Annotated in this window: 12 protein-coding genes; 6 read left to right on the top strand and 6 right to left on the bottom strand. The window is 65.0% G+C overall.

Features of this window, described 5'->3' with window-relative positions; translation table 11 throughout:
• Positions 1-13: 13 nt before the first annotated feature.
• From FNA67_RS02055 to FNA67_RS02065, 3 genes are all read left to right on the top strand, one after another.
• Complete coding sequence (locus tag FNA67_RS02055) at positions 14-532, top strand: GAF domain-containing protein (RefSeq protein ID WP_049707498.1); 519 nt, start codon at positions 14-16, stop codon at positions 530-532.
• A gap of 226 nt (positions 533-758) precedes the next feature.
• Positions 759-2,621 carry an autotransporter assembly complex protein TamA gene (locus tag FNA67_RS02060; protein ID WP_147654879.1) on the top strand — a complete coding sequence of 621 codons (1,863 nt, stop codon included), beginning with the start codon at positions 759-761 and terminating at the stop codon, positions 2,619-2,621.
• Positions 2,618-6,937, top strand: a complete 4,320-nt coding sequence (locus FNA67_RS02065; RefSeq protein ID WP_244616437.1) for a translocation/assembly module TamB domain-containing protein — start codon at positions 2,618-2,620, stop codon at positions 6,935-6,937. The genes FNA67_RS02060 and FNA67_RS02065 overlap by 4 nt, the downstream gene beginning before the upstream one ends.
• A gap of 9 nt (positions 6,938-6,946) precedes the next feature.
• Here FNA67_RS02065 and rfbC read toward each other — a convergent pair whose 3' ends face one another.
• Genes rfbC through FNA67_RS02085 form a run of 4 tightly spaced genes read right to left on the bottom strand, consistent with a single transcriptional unit; the run spans position 6,947 to position 10,189 of the window.
• Positions 6,947-7,507, bottom strand: a complete 561-nt coding sequence (rfbC, locus tag FNA67_RS02070; RefSeq protein ID WP_147654880.1) for a dTDP-4-dehydrorhamnose 3,5-epimerase — start codon at positions 7,505-7,507, stop codon at positions 6,947-6,949.
• Positions 7,504-8,394, bottom strand: coding sequence for a glucose-1-phosphate thymidylyltransferase RfbA (gene rfbA / locus FNA67_RS02075; RefSeq protein ID WP_049707502.1), 891 nt, complete (start codon positions 8,392-8,394; stop codon positions 7,504-7,506). Before rfbA ends, rfbC begins: the two co-directional genes overlap by 4 nt.
• Positions 8,395-8,407: 13 nt before the next feature.
• Entirely contained in the window at positions 8,408-9,460 is a 1,053-nt protein-coding gene (rfbB, locus tag FNA67_RS02080) for a dTDP-glucose 4,6-dehydratase (protein WP_147654881.1), read from the bottom strand.
• A 3-nt stretch (positions 9,461-9,463) separates the two neighbouring features.
• Positions 9,464-10,189 (bottom strand): helix-turn-helix transcriptional regulator, encoded by a 726-nt coding sequence (locus FNA67_RS02085; protein WP_049707504.1) that lies wholly within the window; start codon positions 10,187-10,189, stop codon positions 9,464-9,466.
• 204 nt (positions 10,190-10,393) lie between these two features.
• Here FNA67_RS02085 and FNA67_RS02090 point away from each other — a divergent pair, with 204 nt between their 5' ends.
• From FNA67_RS02090 to FNA67_RS02100, 3 genes are read left to right on the top strand one after another with little or no spacing between them, the layout of a single operon-like run.
• The gene (locus FNA67_RS02090) at positions 10,394-11,494 is read left to right on the top strand and encodes a WecB/TagA/CpsF family glycosyltransferase (protein ID WP_147654882.1); all 1,101 of its coding nucleotides are present in this window, start codon (positions 10,394-10,396) and stop codon (positions 11,492-11,494) included.
• A complete protein-coding gene (locus tag FNA67_RS02095; protein WP_147654883.1) occupies positions 11,491-12,399 on the top strand; it encodes a glycosyltransferase family 2 protein in 909 nt (302 codons plus the stop codon). Before FNA67_RS02090 ends, FNA67_RS02095 begins: the two co-directional genes overlap by 4 nt.
• 12 nt (positions 12,400-12,411) lie before the next feature.
• Positions 12,412-13,287: a glycosyltransferase gene (locus tag FNA67_RS02100; protein WP_147654884.1), complete on the top strand. Its 876-nt coding sequence runs from the start codon at positions 12,412-12,414 to the stop codon at positions 13,285-13,287.
• Here FNA67_RS02100 and FNA67_RS02105 read toward each other — a convergent pair.
• Positions 13,284-14,165 carry a glycosyltransferase gene (locus FNA67_RS02105; protein WP_170267181.1) on the bottom strand — a complete coding sequence of 294 codons (882 nt, stop codon included), beginning with the start codon at positions 14,163-14,165 and terminating at the stop codon, positions 13,284-13,286. The two genes, FNA67_RS02100 and FNA67_RS02105, sit on opposite strands and share 4 nt — an antisense overlap.
• A 5-nt stretch (positions 14,166-14,170) precedes the next feature.
• A complete protein-coding gene (locus tag FNA67_RS02110) occupies positions 14,171-15,544 on the bottom strand; it encodes an O-antigen ligase family protein (protein WP_147654886.1) in 1,374 nt (457 codons plus the stop codon).
• Between the last annotated feature and the right edge of the window lie 140 nt (positions 15,545-15,684).

Genomic DNA, 15,684 nt, shown 5'->3' on the forward strand with positions numbered 1-15,684 from the left:
CTCGAGGACTTAAATGACCGATCCCGCAATCGCCAAGGCATTGGCGGATTTCGACGCCGCCATCGCGACCGCCCAGGATGCCGAGGCGCCCTGGCGCGCGCTCGAAGCCCTGGCCCAGGTCGTGGTCGGCGCCAAGCTCTTCACCGTCATGAAGGTCGATTGGGCCAACGACCGGTCCGGCCGCGTCTATAGCAGCGACCCCGAGGCCTATCCCGTCTCCGGCACCAAGCCCATCAACCGCACCCACTGGTTCGATACCATCCACACCCAGCGCAAGCCGTTCGTTGCCAACACCATTGCCGGCATCGCCGAAGTGTTTCCCGATCACGAAACCATCTGGTCGCTCGGCTGCGGTTCGGTGCTGAACTATCCGGTCTCGATCGGCGGCGACATGATCGGCACCGTCAACATGCTCCACGAGGAGCATTTCTATACGCCCGAGCGCGTGGCAGCCGCCGAACTGCTCTCGCTCCCCGCCAAGACCGCCTTCCTTGCGGCCGAGCATCTGGAGCGCACCAGGAAGGCCGCTTGATTTTTATTCAAGTGTTGCCGCCATAAACTAGCCGCATATGGGACCACCTGCTAACCTTGCTTGGGTGGTTCCGTGTTCTCTACGCGCGACCGTTAACGGGATATTGGTTCGTTTGGGCCAAAATCTCCTTTTGGCCGAGTGGGTTGAGTGTTTACCCCCGGCAGCTACAGGGAGCAGGGCTCTGCAGCTTAGTCGCGTCATATTGTGCGTATCGGCACTGGCAGTCATGGCGGCTTCGATTCCGCCCGCTTCCGGATTCGAGTTTTTCGGCATCAAGCTCTTCGAGGACCAGAGCGAAAAGGACGCCGATGCGGTCATCGCCGATCCCGTCTCCTATTCGGTCACCTTCGATACGACCGGCGCGGACGGTGACATGGCCAATGTCATCCGCAACGCCTCCGACCTCGCCGCCAGCCAGAACGAGCCGGCCTCGGGCGTGGCAGGTCTCGTCGCCAACGCGCGCGGCGACTACCGGCGCATCCTCGCCGCCCTCTACGACCAGGGCTATTACGGCGGCACCGTCAGCATCAAGCTCAATGGCGTGGAGGCGGCCAACGTGGTGCCGGACGCCAAGATGGCCCGGCCCGTGGCCGTTTACATCGCCGTCAATCCCGGCCCGCTCTTCCATTTCCGCGATCTGGTGATCGTCAATCGCGCGCCGCCTTCGAACTATCCCAACGATCGCACGCCGACCCCGGAAAGCCTCGGCTTCGTCATGGGCGGCGTGGCACGCGGCAGCATCGTCGTGCGGGCCGAGCAGGCCCAGCTCGAAGCCTGGCGCCGTCTGAGCTATGCCAAGGCCGCTGCGGGCGAACGCAAGGTCGTCGCCGACCACCGCACCAATTCGCTCGACGTCGTCATCACCATCGATCCGGGCCGCCAGGCCGCGTTCGGCGACATCACCGTCACCGGCACCGAGCGCATGGATCCCGAATTCGTGCGCCAGCAGACCGGCCTTTCGGTGGGCGAACCGGTTACGCCCGACGCCGTCAGCCGCGCTCAGCGGCGCCTGTCACGGCTCGAAGTCTTCCGCTCCATCCGCCTGGAGGCGGCCGAGAGCATCGGCAACGACGGCCTGCTTCCCTACAACATCATCGTCCAGGAACAGGCCCTGCATCGCTTCGGCGCCGGCGCTACCTTCTCGACGGTCGATGGCGCCGGTCTTGAAGGTTTCTGGCTCAAGCGCAATCTCTTCGGCCATGCCGAGCGCATCCGGCTCGATGCCAAGATCGCGGGCATCGCCTTCCCGATCAACACGGCCGAGTTCGACTATGCCTTCGGCGGTACCTTCACCAAGCCCGGGTTCCTCACCCCCGATACCGACCTGGTCGCCTCCGTCTCGGCTGAGCGCACCTTCTACGACACCTATACCGAAACCTCGCTGACCGCCCGCACCGGCCTGACGCACTACCTGAGCGACGAAATCACGCTCGAGGGCGGTGTCATCTACAAGCGCGCCCGCTTCGACGACGATTTCGGCACCCGCGACTTCTCGACCCTTTCGGCGTATGCCGGAGGTACTTTCGATAATCGCGACGACAAGACCGACGCTCACCGCGGCTGGTACCTCAACGGCCAGGTCGAGCCCTTCTACGACCTCAACTACGGCATCCTGGCCACCAAGGCCTTTGCCGAAGCCCGTACCTATTTCGGCTTTGCCGAAGACGACAAGTTCGTCCTCGCCGGACGCCTCAAGGCCGGGCTCGTGGTGGGCCCCTCGCTCGACCAGATTCCTCCCGACAAGCTCTTCTTTGCGGGCGGCGGCGGATCGGTCCGCGGCTATGGCTACAAGAGCATCGGCGTCGACAATGCCAACGGCACGACCACTGGCGGCCGCTACCTGCTCGAAGGCTCGCTCGAGGCCCGCTATCGCGCGACCAACGATATCGGCGTCGTCGCTTTCGTCGATGGTGGCTACGTGGCCGCCGACACCTTCCCCGATATCTCCCAGCTCCGGCTCGGCGCCGGTGTGGGGTTGCGCTACTATACGGGCCTTGGGCCCCTGCGGCTCGATCTTGCGGTTCCGCTCAACAAGCGCCCCGACGATCCGAATTACGCACTCTATCTCGGCATAGGACAGGCCTTTTGAGACGGCTGCTTGCATTTTTGCTGTTCGGCCTGGCGCTCATCGTCGCCGCGCCGATCTTCGCCCAGGATCAGGCCCAGCCTGACCCGGAAGCGGAAAAGAACGGCTTCCTGCGTTTCGTGGAAGATCGCCTTTCCACGCCCGATCGCATCATCCGCATTTCCAATATCGATGGCGTGCTCTCTTCGGACGCCTCCATCGGCCAGATCACCATTGCCGATCCCGAGGGCGTCTGGCTCGAGATCAACAACGCCAAGATCAACTGGAACCAGGCCGCGCTCCTGCTCGGGCGCCTGGAGATCAATTCGCTCTCGGCCGACAGCATCAACTTCCTGCGCAACTCGGCGCCCCCGACCCAGGCCAATCTGCCGGCACCGGAGGCGGGCGGCCTCTCCATTCCGCAATTCCCGGTCGCCATCAACATCGGCAAGATCTCGGTTCCCAAGATCACCTTCGGCCAGCAGGTCTTCGGCCTGGGCTCGCAGATCTCGCTCGAGGGCGCCCTGCGCCTCGATGGTGGCTCGCTCGACACCACGCTCGATATCGTCCGCCTCGATGGTCCGGGCGGCACGCTCAACGCTAAGGTCGTCTACCAGGCCGGTACGCAAAACCTCGATCTCGACATCACGCTCGCAGAACCCGAGGACGGCATCATCGCCAACCTCCTCAATATCGATGGCCGTCCCGATGTGAAGCTCACCATCGCCGGCTCCGGCCCGGTCAAGGACCTGCGCACCGACCTCACCTTCGATGCCGGCGGCCAGCGCGTGCTCTCGGGCACGGCGACCATCAACCAGGCTCCCGAAGGCTTCGATGTCGGCCTGGACATGCATGGCCCCATCGCGACCCTGTTTGCCGATCCCTTCAAGCCCTTCTTCGGCGCCGAGTCGGTGCTGAGCGGCAGGGCCCTCATCCGGTCCGACGGCGGCCTCGATCTGACGGGCATCAAGCTCTCGGGCGGCCAGCTGGCGCTCAATGCCGACGCCAGCACCACCCCGGACGGCTTCCTGCGGCAACTGGCGTTGACCGCGCAGATCGCCAGCGCCGATGGCAGCAAGGTGCTCCTGCCCGTACCCGGCGCCCAGACCCAGGTCGGCAGCGCCGACCTCAAGATCGATTTCGGCGCCGCCGGAAGCGAGGACTGGTCAGCGGTGCTCAATGTCGCGGGTTTCCAGGGCAAGAGCTTCGCCACCGACCAGTTGACCTTCAAGGCCTCGGGCGTCGCGGCCAATCTCGATCAGCCCGATGCGCGCCGCGTTACCTTCAACGGCGACGGCACGGCCTCCGGCATTACTGCCGCCAGCCCCGACGTTCAGGCGGCGCTGGGGGATACCATCGGCTTCGGCATTGCCGGTCTCTGGAATGCCGGCCAGCCGGTGCGGCTGGCTCAGCTACGCATCGAAGGCAAGTCCCTCGACCTGGCGCTCTCCGGAACCATCGACGATTGGGTCTATAATGGCGACGTGGCCATTCGTGCCGCCAACATCGCCCCGTTCTCGGACATGGCCGGTCGCGACCTCACTGGCGCCCTCGACCTCACCGCCAGCGGCACCATCAGCCCGCTGATCGGCGGCTTCAACCTCAACCTCGACGGCACCGGCACCAACCTCACCATCGGCGATGAAACCGCCGACCGGCTGCTGGCCGGAGAGGTTCGTCTTACCGGCCGCGTCGCGCGCACCGAACAGGGGCTCGAGACGCAGGATTTCCGCTTGGGCAACCAGCAGGTCGAACTGACCGCCAATGGCAATTTTGCCACCGGCGCGGCCGATTTCCGTTTCGACCTCGGACTTGCCGATCTGGCGCTGCTTTCGCCCGACGCCAGCGGCGCCCTCAAGGTCACCGGCACCGCCAAGGGCCAGGACAACAACATCGCCCTCAACCTCGATGCCAATGTCGCCCAGGGCACGCTCTCCGGCCGCAGTCTCCAGAACGGCACGGTCGGCTTTGCCGGTACCCTGCAGGAAGGCAAGCTCGCAGGCGCCGTCACCGGCAACGCCTTCCTCGATGGCTATCGCATCGACCTTGCTGCCGACCTTTCTGCAGATGGCGAGACACGCAAGGTCGGCAATCTCGATTTCAGTGCCGGCGGCACGCGGCTGACGGGCAACCTCTCCCAGGACAAGGCCGGTCTTCTCACCGGCCAGCTCCAACTCGCTTCTTCCAACATCTCCACTGCCGCTGCGCTCTTCCTTGCCGAAGCGACCGGCGCGGCCAACGCTTCGATCACGCTCAGCGCCGCGGACGGCAAGCAGGCGGCAGCCATCAGCGGCACCGTCAATGGGTTGACGACCCAGGGCATCAGGATCGGCGCGGCCGACATCGAGGCCAAGGTCGCCGATCTCTTCGGCATCCCGCAGGTTCAGGGGACCCTGAGCGGCAGCAAGATCGTCGCCGGCGGCGTGGAAGTCGCCACACTCCAGGCCAATGCCGATCTAGAGGGCAACGCCACAAACTTCTCGGGCCAGGCCGCCCTCGTCAACGGCACCAGGCTCGATGTTGCCGGTTCCCTCGCGCCGCTCGACGCCGGCTACCGCCTGGCCCTCGATCGCGTGAACCTGACCCAGGGCCAGCTTTCCGCCAATCTGGCCCAGCCCGCCGCGTTGATCGTCAATGGCGACACCGTCACCATGGACGCCATCCAGTTCAATGTCGGCAGTGGCCGGATCACCGCGACCGGCACGGCCGGGAACGAGTTGGCGATTGACCTCAACATCAACGCCCTGCCGCTCTCTGTCGCCAACGCCGTGGCGCCCGACCTGGCGCTCTCGGGCACGCTGAACGGCACTGCCCGGATCGGCGGCACCCGCTCGGCGCCCCAGGCCACGTTCACGATCGCCGGGCAGGGGATCGACGCGGCCGCGCTCCGGCCCGTGGGCATTTCTCCGGTCTCCTTCACCACCAGCGGCAGCTTTGCCAACAACACCGTGCGCCTGGCGAGCCTTTCCGCCAACGGGGCCGGCGGCCTGAGCATTTCCGGCAGCGGCACCGTCCCGCTGGAGGGCAAGGGATTGGCGCTGGACCTTACCGGCTCGGCGCCCCTCAGCCTCGCCAACCGTTTCGTGGTCGACCGCGGCGGCCAGGCGAGCGGCACGCTTTCGCTCAATGCGCGCGTGACCGGCAGCATCGCCTCACCCCAGTTCTCCGGCCAGATCTCGACGCGCGGTGCGCAATATATCGATCCGCTGACCAATCTGCGGCTCAACAACATCACCGGCACTGCGACCCTCACCGGCGAACGCGCCACCATCAACAGCCTGACCGCTGACCTCGCCACCGGTGGCTCGCTGGCGGTCTCCGGTTCGGTCGGCCTCATCGCGCCCGCTTTCACCGCAGACCTGGCGTTGCAGCTCAACAACGCGCGCTATGCCGATGGCGATCTCGTCGTCGCCACCATGACGGGTGGCCTGACCCTCAAGGGTCCGCTGTTCCAGGGGCCGCTCCTCTCCGGCAACGTGCTGGTCCGCCAGGCGGATATCTCTATCCCCGAACGCATCGGGGGGAGCGGCGACGTCATCGACGTGATCCACAAGGCGCCTCCACCGGCGGTCCAGAAAACTCTGGCGCGCGCCAAGGCCGACGTTCGGCCGGGCGGCGCGCCGACGCCGCGCGAGCGGCCCTCCGTCATGCAGCTCGACGTGACCATCAACGCGCCCAACCAGGTCTTCATCCGGGGTCGCGGCCTTGATGCCGAGCTTGGCGGCTCGGTGCGCCTCACCGGTCCGGTGACCAACGTGCAGCCCGTCGGGTCCTTCAATCTGATCCGTGGGCGCCTATCCATCCTGGGGCAGCGCGTCACTTTCGAGAGCGGCTCGGTGACCCTGGCGGGCAATCTCGATCCGGAGCTCAACCTCGTTGCCAGCACGCAGGGCGATGGCATCACGGTTTATGTCACCGTCTCCGGGACCGCCTCCAATATCGATGTGAGCTTCACCTCCGATCCCGCCTTGCCGCAGGACGAAGTTCTGGCTCGCCTCATCTTCAATCGCTCGATGGGCGAATTGTCGCCGCTCCAGCTTGCGCGGCTCGCCGGCGCGGCGGCCGAACTCGCCGGTGGCGGCGGTGGTGGCCTGGTCGACAGCCTGCGCAACGCCGCTGGCCTCGCCGATCTCGACATCGTCACCGATGCGCAGGGCAACGTCGCCGTCCAGGCCGGTCGCTACATCCAGGACAATATCTACCTGGGCGTTCAGGCCGGTGCGAACGGACAGAGCAAGGTCACCGTCAACCTCGACATCACCAGCGACCTCAAGGCCAAGGCGGCCGTGAGCGCCGATGGCAATTCGAGTGTCGGCGTCTTCTACGAGAAGGACTACTAGCTTCCGCGATCAGGCGGGAGCGCGTTCGAAGACGTCTGCCTCGGCCAGCGACATGCCCAGTCCATCCTTGGCCGAAAGCACCGGGTTGCCTCGCAATGGCCAGCGGATACCGATGGCAGGATCGTCCCAGATGATGCAGCGCTCGCTGGCGGGCGCGTAGTAATCGGTCGTCTTGTAGAGCACCTCGGCGCCATCGGTCAGCGCCAGGAAGCCATGGGCGAACCCCTCTGGCACCCAGAGCTGCGCGTGGTTCTCCGCGGAGAGGATTTCGGCGACCCAGTGGCCGAAGGTCGGGGATGTCCGCCGGATATCGACGGCCACATCGAAAATCTCGCCGCGCACGACGCGCACCAGCTTGCCTTGCGCCGCTGGCGGCAACTGATAGTGGAGGCCGCGCAGCACGCCGCTGGCCGAGACCGAGTGGTTATCCTGCACGAATTCGCGCTCGAGCCCCGTCAGGTCCTCGAAGACGCGCTTGTTGAAGCTCTCGAAGAACACCCCGCGATCGTCGCCCAGCACTCTGGGCTCCAGCACGATGACATCTGGTATTGCCAGCCGTCGGGCCTTCATACGGTCATCAGCTCCCGCTCGCCTGCCAGGCGCCTTAGATACTGCCCGTATCCACTCTTGCACAGCGGGTCGGCGAGGCGCAGCAACTGCTCGTCGTCGATCCAGTGATTGCGCCAGGCGATTTCCTCGGGACACGCGATCTTGAGACCCTGGCGCTTTTCGATGGTGGCGATGAACTGGCCGGCCTCGAGCAGGGATTCGTGGGTGCCCGTATCGAGCCAGGCATAGCCGCGTCCCATCAGTTCGACGCTCACATGGCGCGCCTTGAGGTAGAGCTTGTTGAGGTCGGTGATCTCGAGCTCGCCCCGCGCCGAGGGACGCAGGGACTTGGCGTAGTCCACCACCTGGTTGTCGTAGAAATAGAGGCCGGTCACCGCGAAGTTGGACTTGGGCTTGGCCGGCTTCTCTTCAATGCTGATGACTCTGCCCGAGGCGTCGAACTGGGCCACGCCATAGCGCTGCGGGTCCTGCACCTGGTAGGCGAAGAGCGTGGCGCCACGATCGTGCTGGTCGGCCCGGTCGAGCAGTTCGGTCAGCTTGTGCCCGAAAAAGATGTTGTCTCCCAGCACCAAGGCACTCGGATCGTTCGCCAGGAACTTTTCCCCGATGAGGAAAGCCTGCGCCAACCCATCCGGGGTGGGCTGGATGGCATAGTTGAGGTTGAGGCCCCACTGGCTGCCATCGCCCAGCAGGCGCTCGAAGAGCGGCATGTCCGCCGGGGTCGAGATCACCAGGATATCGCGAATGCCGCCGAGCATGAGCGTGGTCAGCGGATAGTAGATCATCGGCTTGTCGTAAACGGGCAGGAGCTGCTTGGAGATCGCCAGCGTCGCCGGATGCAGCCTGGTGCCGCTCCCTCCTGCCAGAATGATGCCTCTGCGCTTCATGTCCGTGGCTCCACTATGCGTATTGCCGTGCGACCCATTCGCGGTATTCCCCACTCGTGACGCTCGTCGTCCAGGCGGGATTGGCCAGGTACCATTCGACGGTACGGCGGATACCCCCTTCGAAGGAGGTGCGCGGCGACCATTGGAGGGTGCGGGCCAGCTTGCTGGCATCGATGGCGTAGCGGCGGTCGTGCCCGGGCCGGTCGCGCACGAAGGCGATCTGCTCCGCATAGGATTTGCCTGATGCCAGCGGGCGCAGTTCGTCCAGAATTACACAGATCGTGTGGACTACCGTCAGGTTGTTTCGCTCGCTGTTGCCGCCGATATTGTAGGTTTCGCCCGGCTGCCCATCCGACAGCACGCGATTGAGCGCGTCGCAGTGATCGCTCACATAGAGCCAGTCACGGACCTGCTGGCCGTCGCCATAGAGGGGGAGCGGCTTGCCGCCCAGGGCATTGAGGATCACCAGCGGAATGAGCTTTTCCGGAAACTGGAAAGGTCCGTAATTGTTTGAGCAATGCGTGATCAGTACCGGGAGCCCGTAGGTTTCCCCATAGGCACGCACGATGTGGTCCGACCCGGCCTTGCTGGCCGCATAAGGGCTGTTGGGTTCGAACGCATCGGTCTCTCGAAAGCCCGGCTCGTCCGGCTGGAGCGAGCCATACACCTCGTCGGTCGACACCTGCAGGAAGCGGAAGTCCTTTGGAGCTTCCCCGCTCGTCCAGTACTCGCGAGCCGCCTCGAGCAGCTTGAGCGTTCCGATGACGTTGGTCTGGAAGAAGGCTTCCGGCCCCGCTATCGAGCGGTCGACATGGCTTTCGGCTGCGAAGTTGATGATGGCGCGAACATTGTGCGCGCCCAGCAACCGCCGGATCTTGTTGGTTTCCTCGATCCCGATGCGAAAGAAGAAATACTGCTTGCGCGCCGAGACCGTAGCCAGGTTCTGCAGGTTGCCCGCATAGGTGAGCTTGTCGATGTTGAGGACTGGCTCGGGCCCTTGCTCGAACCAGTCCAGAATGAAGTTCGATCCGATGAACCCTGCGCCGCCCGTCACCAGGATCGTCATTTTCTATGCCTGCCCCGCATATCCAGAAGTCGAATCCCGGTAATACGCTGCCGCCTGCGTTCTGTTGTGCGTGCGTAGCTTGGAGATTACGTTGTGGACGTGGATCTTGACAGTATATTCGCTCAGGTTGAGCGAGCTGGCGATGGTCTTGTTCTGAAGACCTCGCGAAACCAGTTCCAGCACTTCCATCTCACGCGCCGTCAGGTGCGAAAGTGCCGCCGGAACACCCGGCTTGGCCGCGACGACCGGGGCCTCCGGCTCGCTTTGCTCGCTCTGCACGCGGTGGTTGTCGAGCAGGTCGCGCGGGAAATACTCGCCGCCCCGCAACATCAGTCCAACGACCGAGAGCCAGAGATCGCCCTTCGACCCGATCGGCAGAACACCGCGCACGAAGCGCGAGGAGACGATGCCGGAGGGCAATTCCTGCTTGCCGCTGTCGAGCACCGACAGGAGCGCGAGGGGATGGCGGTCGCCGATCTCCCGGGCCAGCCGCGCCGCATCATCGAGAACGCTCGGATGCACGATGATCAGGGCGACGATGTCGCGGTAGCTTTCGAACAGCGCCGAAACGGCTTCGACCTTGGTGACGGTCGTCCACGGAAAGGCGCTTTCGATAGCGTCGACGTGGCGGTCGCTGATCGAATCCGCCGGGTCGACGAAGACAATGGCTCTGTGAGACGGCGCACTGGAACGGCCGTGTCCGACAAAGGTAGCGGTGGTGTGGAACATTTGGGCCCCCGACCTCCTTGTTTCGATGCTCAAAGCCTAGGAGGCCGCCACGCAACCGGAAACTTGCCAATAGTGATGAAGGGCCCGCCAACTGCGCGTCAGAAATGAGTATGCGCGTCTAACCCCCTACCCCCATTGATCTATGTCGGGGTGAATCCGCCATCGCTATCGTTTGCCCATGTTCACACCAAATGGGCGACCTTCGTGTTCCACGCAGCTCACGCGAGCCTCGAAATAACCGGCATCCCGATCGACCTGGTCGATATGGCCGCTGTCGTGCGGGAGATCGACGCTGCCGCCCGGACGCGCGAGCCGCTGCTGATCTCCACCGTCAACTCCAACTTCATCGCCCTGAGCGCGCGCGATCGCGGCTTCCGCAATTCGCTGATCGAAAGCGACCTGTGTACCGTCGATGGTGTCGGCGTGCTGTTGCTCTGCAAACTCGTTTGTGGCCGGCCCATCGCGCGCGTGTCGGGAGCAGACATCCTCGAGGTCTTGCGTGCCCGCGCCGACAACGGGCTTGGCCGTCCCCTGCGGGTCTTCTTCCTGGGCGGCGCCAGCGGCGTGGCGGACCTTGCGCGCCGCAAGCTCAACGCGTCGCGCTCGCCGGCCATCTGCTGCGTCGGCGCGCTCGATCCGGGCTTCGGGAGCATGGAAGAACTGAGCCGCCAGGAAGTGATCGACGCCATCAACGACGCCCAGCCCGATTTCCTCATCGTTGCCCTGGGAGCGGCGCGTGGGCAGGCCTGGCTCATGCGTAATGGTAGCCGTTTGCGCGTCCCCATCCGCAGCCATTTCGGTGCTGCGGTGAATTTCGTGGCCGGCACCATCGAACGCGCGCCGGGGCGATGGCAGGCGCTGGGGATGGAGTGGGTCTGGCGCATCACGCGCGAACCCAAACTCGCCAAGCGCTACTGGGACGATGCTCTCGCCCTCGGTCGCCTGCTGTCGTTCGATGTCGTCCCGCAGGCCCTTTCCAGCCGGCTTTCCCAGCTAGTCCAATTCGTCTACCCCGACCACGCCCGTGTCGATGTCGAACTCAAATCCGATACCGCCGTCGTGCGTCTTGCCGGGCGGCTCACCGACCGGTCCAACGACCAGGTCTTCGCGGCCTTCGCCACCGTCGCTGCGGCCGGCAAGCCTGTGTTCCTCGACGTCTCCGAAGTCGCCTCCGCCTCCAGCCAGATCACCGGCGCCATCCTCCGGCTGCGTCACGAACTCGGCCGTCGCGGCCACCCCTTGCGCGTGCGCGGCGCCCGCCGGCGCCTGCAGCGCAGCCTTCAGGACCAGGGAGCAGGCGGATGACGTCCGTTCCGCGCGTCAGCGTCGTCATCCCGCATCTCAACGACAACGCGGAACTCGAACGCTGCCTGGCGCGGCTTGATGCCCAATCGCCCAATGCGCCTCCTTTCGAGGTCATCGTCGCCGACAACGGCTCGCGCGAGATGCCGCGCGCGCAATGCCCCCGCGCGGTGACGACCACGGTCGTGGTCGAAACCCGCCCCGGCCCAGGCCCGGCGCGCAACCGCGCCGCCGCAATCGCGCGTGGTGACATCATCGCCTTCATCGACGCCGATTGTCGTGCCGATCCTGAATGGCTGGCCAATCTCGCCGCCGCCTTCGAGCGTGATCGCGACCTTGACGTCATCGCCGGGCGGATCCTGGTGGATTCGGCAATCCCGGGGCGCCCGACGGGTGTCGAAGCCTATGAAAGCGTCTTCTCCTACCGGGTAAAGCTCTTCGTCGAACGCGACCACTACGCGGCGACTGGCAACATGGCCGTACGCCGCCGCGTCTTCGAGGCCGTTGGCCCGTTCGACGGCGTCAGCCGGGCCGAGGATCGCGCCTGGGGCCAGCGGGCAGCCGCGCTCGGCCACACCATCGGCTACGAACCATCCGCCCGCGTCTCCACGTCCGGATGCACCGACTTCGCCGAACTGGCGCAGCGTATGGACCGCCTCGTCGCCCACAATCACGCCGAGCGGCGATCCAATGCCCGCTGGGTCCTCCAGAGCGTTGCCATGGCGGGTTCGCCCCTGCGCGACCTTTTCGTCCTGGCGCTTTCGCCCGAGCTTTCCGGACTTCGCTCGAGGCTGCTGGCCTCGGGCGTCCTCATCCGCATCCGGACCTATCGCGCCGCGCGCATGTTGCAGTTGATGGGGCGGAACTGGTCGCCTCAACACCTGGCGAGCTGGAACAAGTTGTCCTGAACGAGTAATGCCATGCCAGACAGCCTCTCGATCATCATCGTTACCTACAATAGCGCCGACGCACTCGGTGGCTTGCTAGACTCCTTGCCGTCCGGACTCGATGGCATCGAACGGTCGCGCATTCTGGTGATTGACAACCAGTCCCACGACGACACATGCGCTCTGGCGCGATCCCATCCGATCGGTGCTGAGGTCATAGAGATGGGGCGCAATGCCGGCTATGCCGCCGGCATCAATGCTGGCTACCGGCTCATCGATCCCGACGATCATGTCCTGGTGCTCAACGCCGACCTGCGCCTGGGGCACGGCGCGGCGTCCATGCTGGTCGAGAGGCTTCGGGGGCCCAACGTCGGGATAGTCGGTCCGCGCCTCATCGAGCCGGATGGCCACCTGGCCCATTCGGTTCGCCGCGAGCCATCGCTCGTCACCGTCTGGTCCGAGGCCATCATGGGCGGGCATCTGGCCGCCCGCCTCGGGTTGAGCGAGATCGTTGCCCATCCTGCCATCTATCGCTGCGGCGGCAGCGTTGCCTGGGTGACCGGGGCGGCCGTGTTGATCGGCGCACAGGCGCGGCGCGTGCTTGGCGATTGGGACGAAAGCTATTTCCTCTACAGCGAGGAAACCGACTACATGCGCCGGGCTCGCGAGAGCGGCCTCAAGGTCGTATACGAACCGCGCGCCAGTGCCGTTCATGTGGGGGGCGAGGCGGGCACCAGTCCCTACCTCCACGCCATGCTGACGGCCAACCGCATCCGCTACTTCGGCAATTATCACGGCAAGCTCAGCACGGCCCTGTTTCGGGCCGGGGTCGCAACGGGGGAAGCCTTGCGGCTGCCGCGCGGCGGCATCTATCCTGCAGGTCTCAAGGCGGCGATCACGCCCGCCTAGTGCCGCGTGTGATGGCCGTGACGCAACCGCGTCCACGCCGCCTTGACGCGATCGGCTCCGTCGGCTCCTCCCACCGCGTAGACCAGACGCTTGGTGCCCGCGCGCGCGGCCTCTCGGATCGCGCGCTGGGGTGCGTGGAGCAGATATTCGCCCATGTAGTCAGTGCTTGAGGGCTCGGCCAGATCGTCGAGCAGCCTGCCGAACCGCTCGGCGTGGCGGCGCGGCGAGATCAGCCGCCCGCGCGCGCGATTGCTGACATTGGTATCGTGGACGACCTGGAGCCAGGCGGGCGGGCCATCGATGCGTCGCTCGTCCATTACCTGGTTGAGTTTGTCATGGTGTGCGGCCCAGCAGGTCAGCGCGCCCTCCCAGGGTTCGATGACGTTGCAGAAGGCGTTGCGCCGGTCGACGCGGAAATAGGCCGCCTGATGGGTTCGGATGATGCCGTTGGCGAAGTAGACCGCCATGGGCTGGTCGGAGGGCTCGACCGCTTGCAGGCGCTCGACATAGTCGGCCGCCAGTCCGTCGTCGTTGTCGAGATTGGTGGTGATCAGGAACGCTGGCGTCTCGAAGCCGGGCCGGGCCGCGATATCCTCCAGCCGGTCGGCGAGCGAGACTTGCGCGCGAAAGATCGGTCGAAACTCGCCGGCGGCCGCATGTTCGGCGATCCACGCCAGAAGCCACGGAGGGCTGGCCGGGTCGAAATAGATGATCCAGTCGAATGCCCTGGAAGTCTGCGCAGCTACCGAAGGAAGGCAATATCGCTCGAACAGGGCCACGCGTCCCTTGAGCCACCCCTCCCGCTCGCGGACATAGCTCTCATTGCCCGCCGAGGGGAGGTTGAAGCGCGTGAGGATGACGTGTTGCACGGAGCCCATGGCTTTCATGCTCCACCGGCTGTCGCCGCCCGTCGAGGGATGCGAACGGTCTCCCGGGACGCATCGCTCATCCAGGATCCGGCTCCCAACATGAACATGAAATAGACGCCGATCGCGCCCCAGAAATGCACCGTCAGACCACCGATGAAGAACCCGACCATCGAAACGACATAGGCGGTCCTGGCGAGTTGGATGTCGGGGTCGAAAGTTCGCGCGCGCACAGCATCTACGATCGAGGCCAGATAGGCGAGGATGAGAAGCGCGGCGCCGGGCAGTCCGTAGCGCACCGCCTGCACCATCCAGTAGATATCGATCGTCGAATACATCCAGTTGGGCCGCGCCCAGTCGGCAAAGCCGATGCCGAACCAGGGATGCGTGGCGACTGAGGCGGACGTATAGGTCCAGATGGCCATCCGGTACCACGACGACTGCTGGCTGAAAGTGAAATAGGTAATGTAGATCTCGACCACGCTGCGCTTGGAGGCCAGCGCCAGCACCACGTAGATCGCCGCCAGCCCGAGCAGGACGATCGTCCAGCGATAGGGATTCCTGCGGGCGATACGGTCCCAGGCCACCAGGACGATCTGCGCCGCTGCCACCGCGATCGGCCCCGACGACAGCGACAGGAAGGTTGCCAGGAGCGATGCGGCCGGACCTGCCACGCGCATCATCATGCTCTTCCCCTGTGGCAGGAGCAGCAGGAAGGGCAGCAGGCTTGCGGCGAAAACGCCCAGGTGGATGGAGTGCTCGAACACCGATTGCGCCCGCCAGATGCCCGCGCGCATCTCGAGCGTTTCGAGAGGGAAGGTCGGCAGAACCATCGCAAAGACGTTCCCGACGATGTTCTTGCCTGTGATCGACTCGTAGACCGCAAAGGCGGCGAGCGCGCAGAGCGCATAGAACAGGAACTTGAGGACGGCTCTCAGGTCGGCCAGGGACCGGATGTAGACACGCGCCAGCATGTAGGGCGGCAGAGTTTCGGCAAAAAGCAGTCCCGCCGACCGCATGGCTTCGTCTGCGCCATGGGCGAAAAAGAGGCAGAGCGCGGCCCACCCCACATAGCCGATCAGCAGTCCGTCAGTTGCCTTGAAGCTGGTCGCCGCAAGCTTGATCCATTTGATCAGCAACGGCACGGCCAGGACGAGCAGCACGAGACGCGAGACGGTGAATGTCGTGCCGCCCAGCGTCACCAGCCAGGGGATGAAGAGCGAAACGAGGAAGAGCTTCGTCGGCCAGGCGAGCCTGGCGGCATGTTCTCCGGTTTCCTCAACCGCTGCAGCACTTTGCCGGGGTACGGCCGACCGCCGCCCGCTGCCCTCTCGCGGAGGGCGCGTCAGTTGCCGGGTATTATATCCGGGCTGTTCGCGGGCTTGCAGCATGGAGGTCGTTCCAAGGGTACAGGACGAAGTCAATCCATGCACCCCTCCCAGTCAACTAGCTCGAAATGACTGCGGGCTCCCGCGAGAGGCCGTCAATGACGCCCTGTCCGGCGCGGTCAAGCTCCTAACCCCATTTAGCT

Source organism: Youhaiella tibetensis, assembly GCF_008000755.1.
Lineage (GTDB): Bacteria > Pseudomonadota > Alphaproteobacteria > Rhizobiales > Devosiaceae > Paradevosia > Paradevosia tibetensis.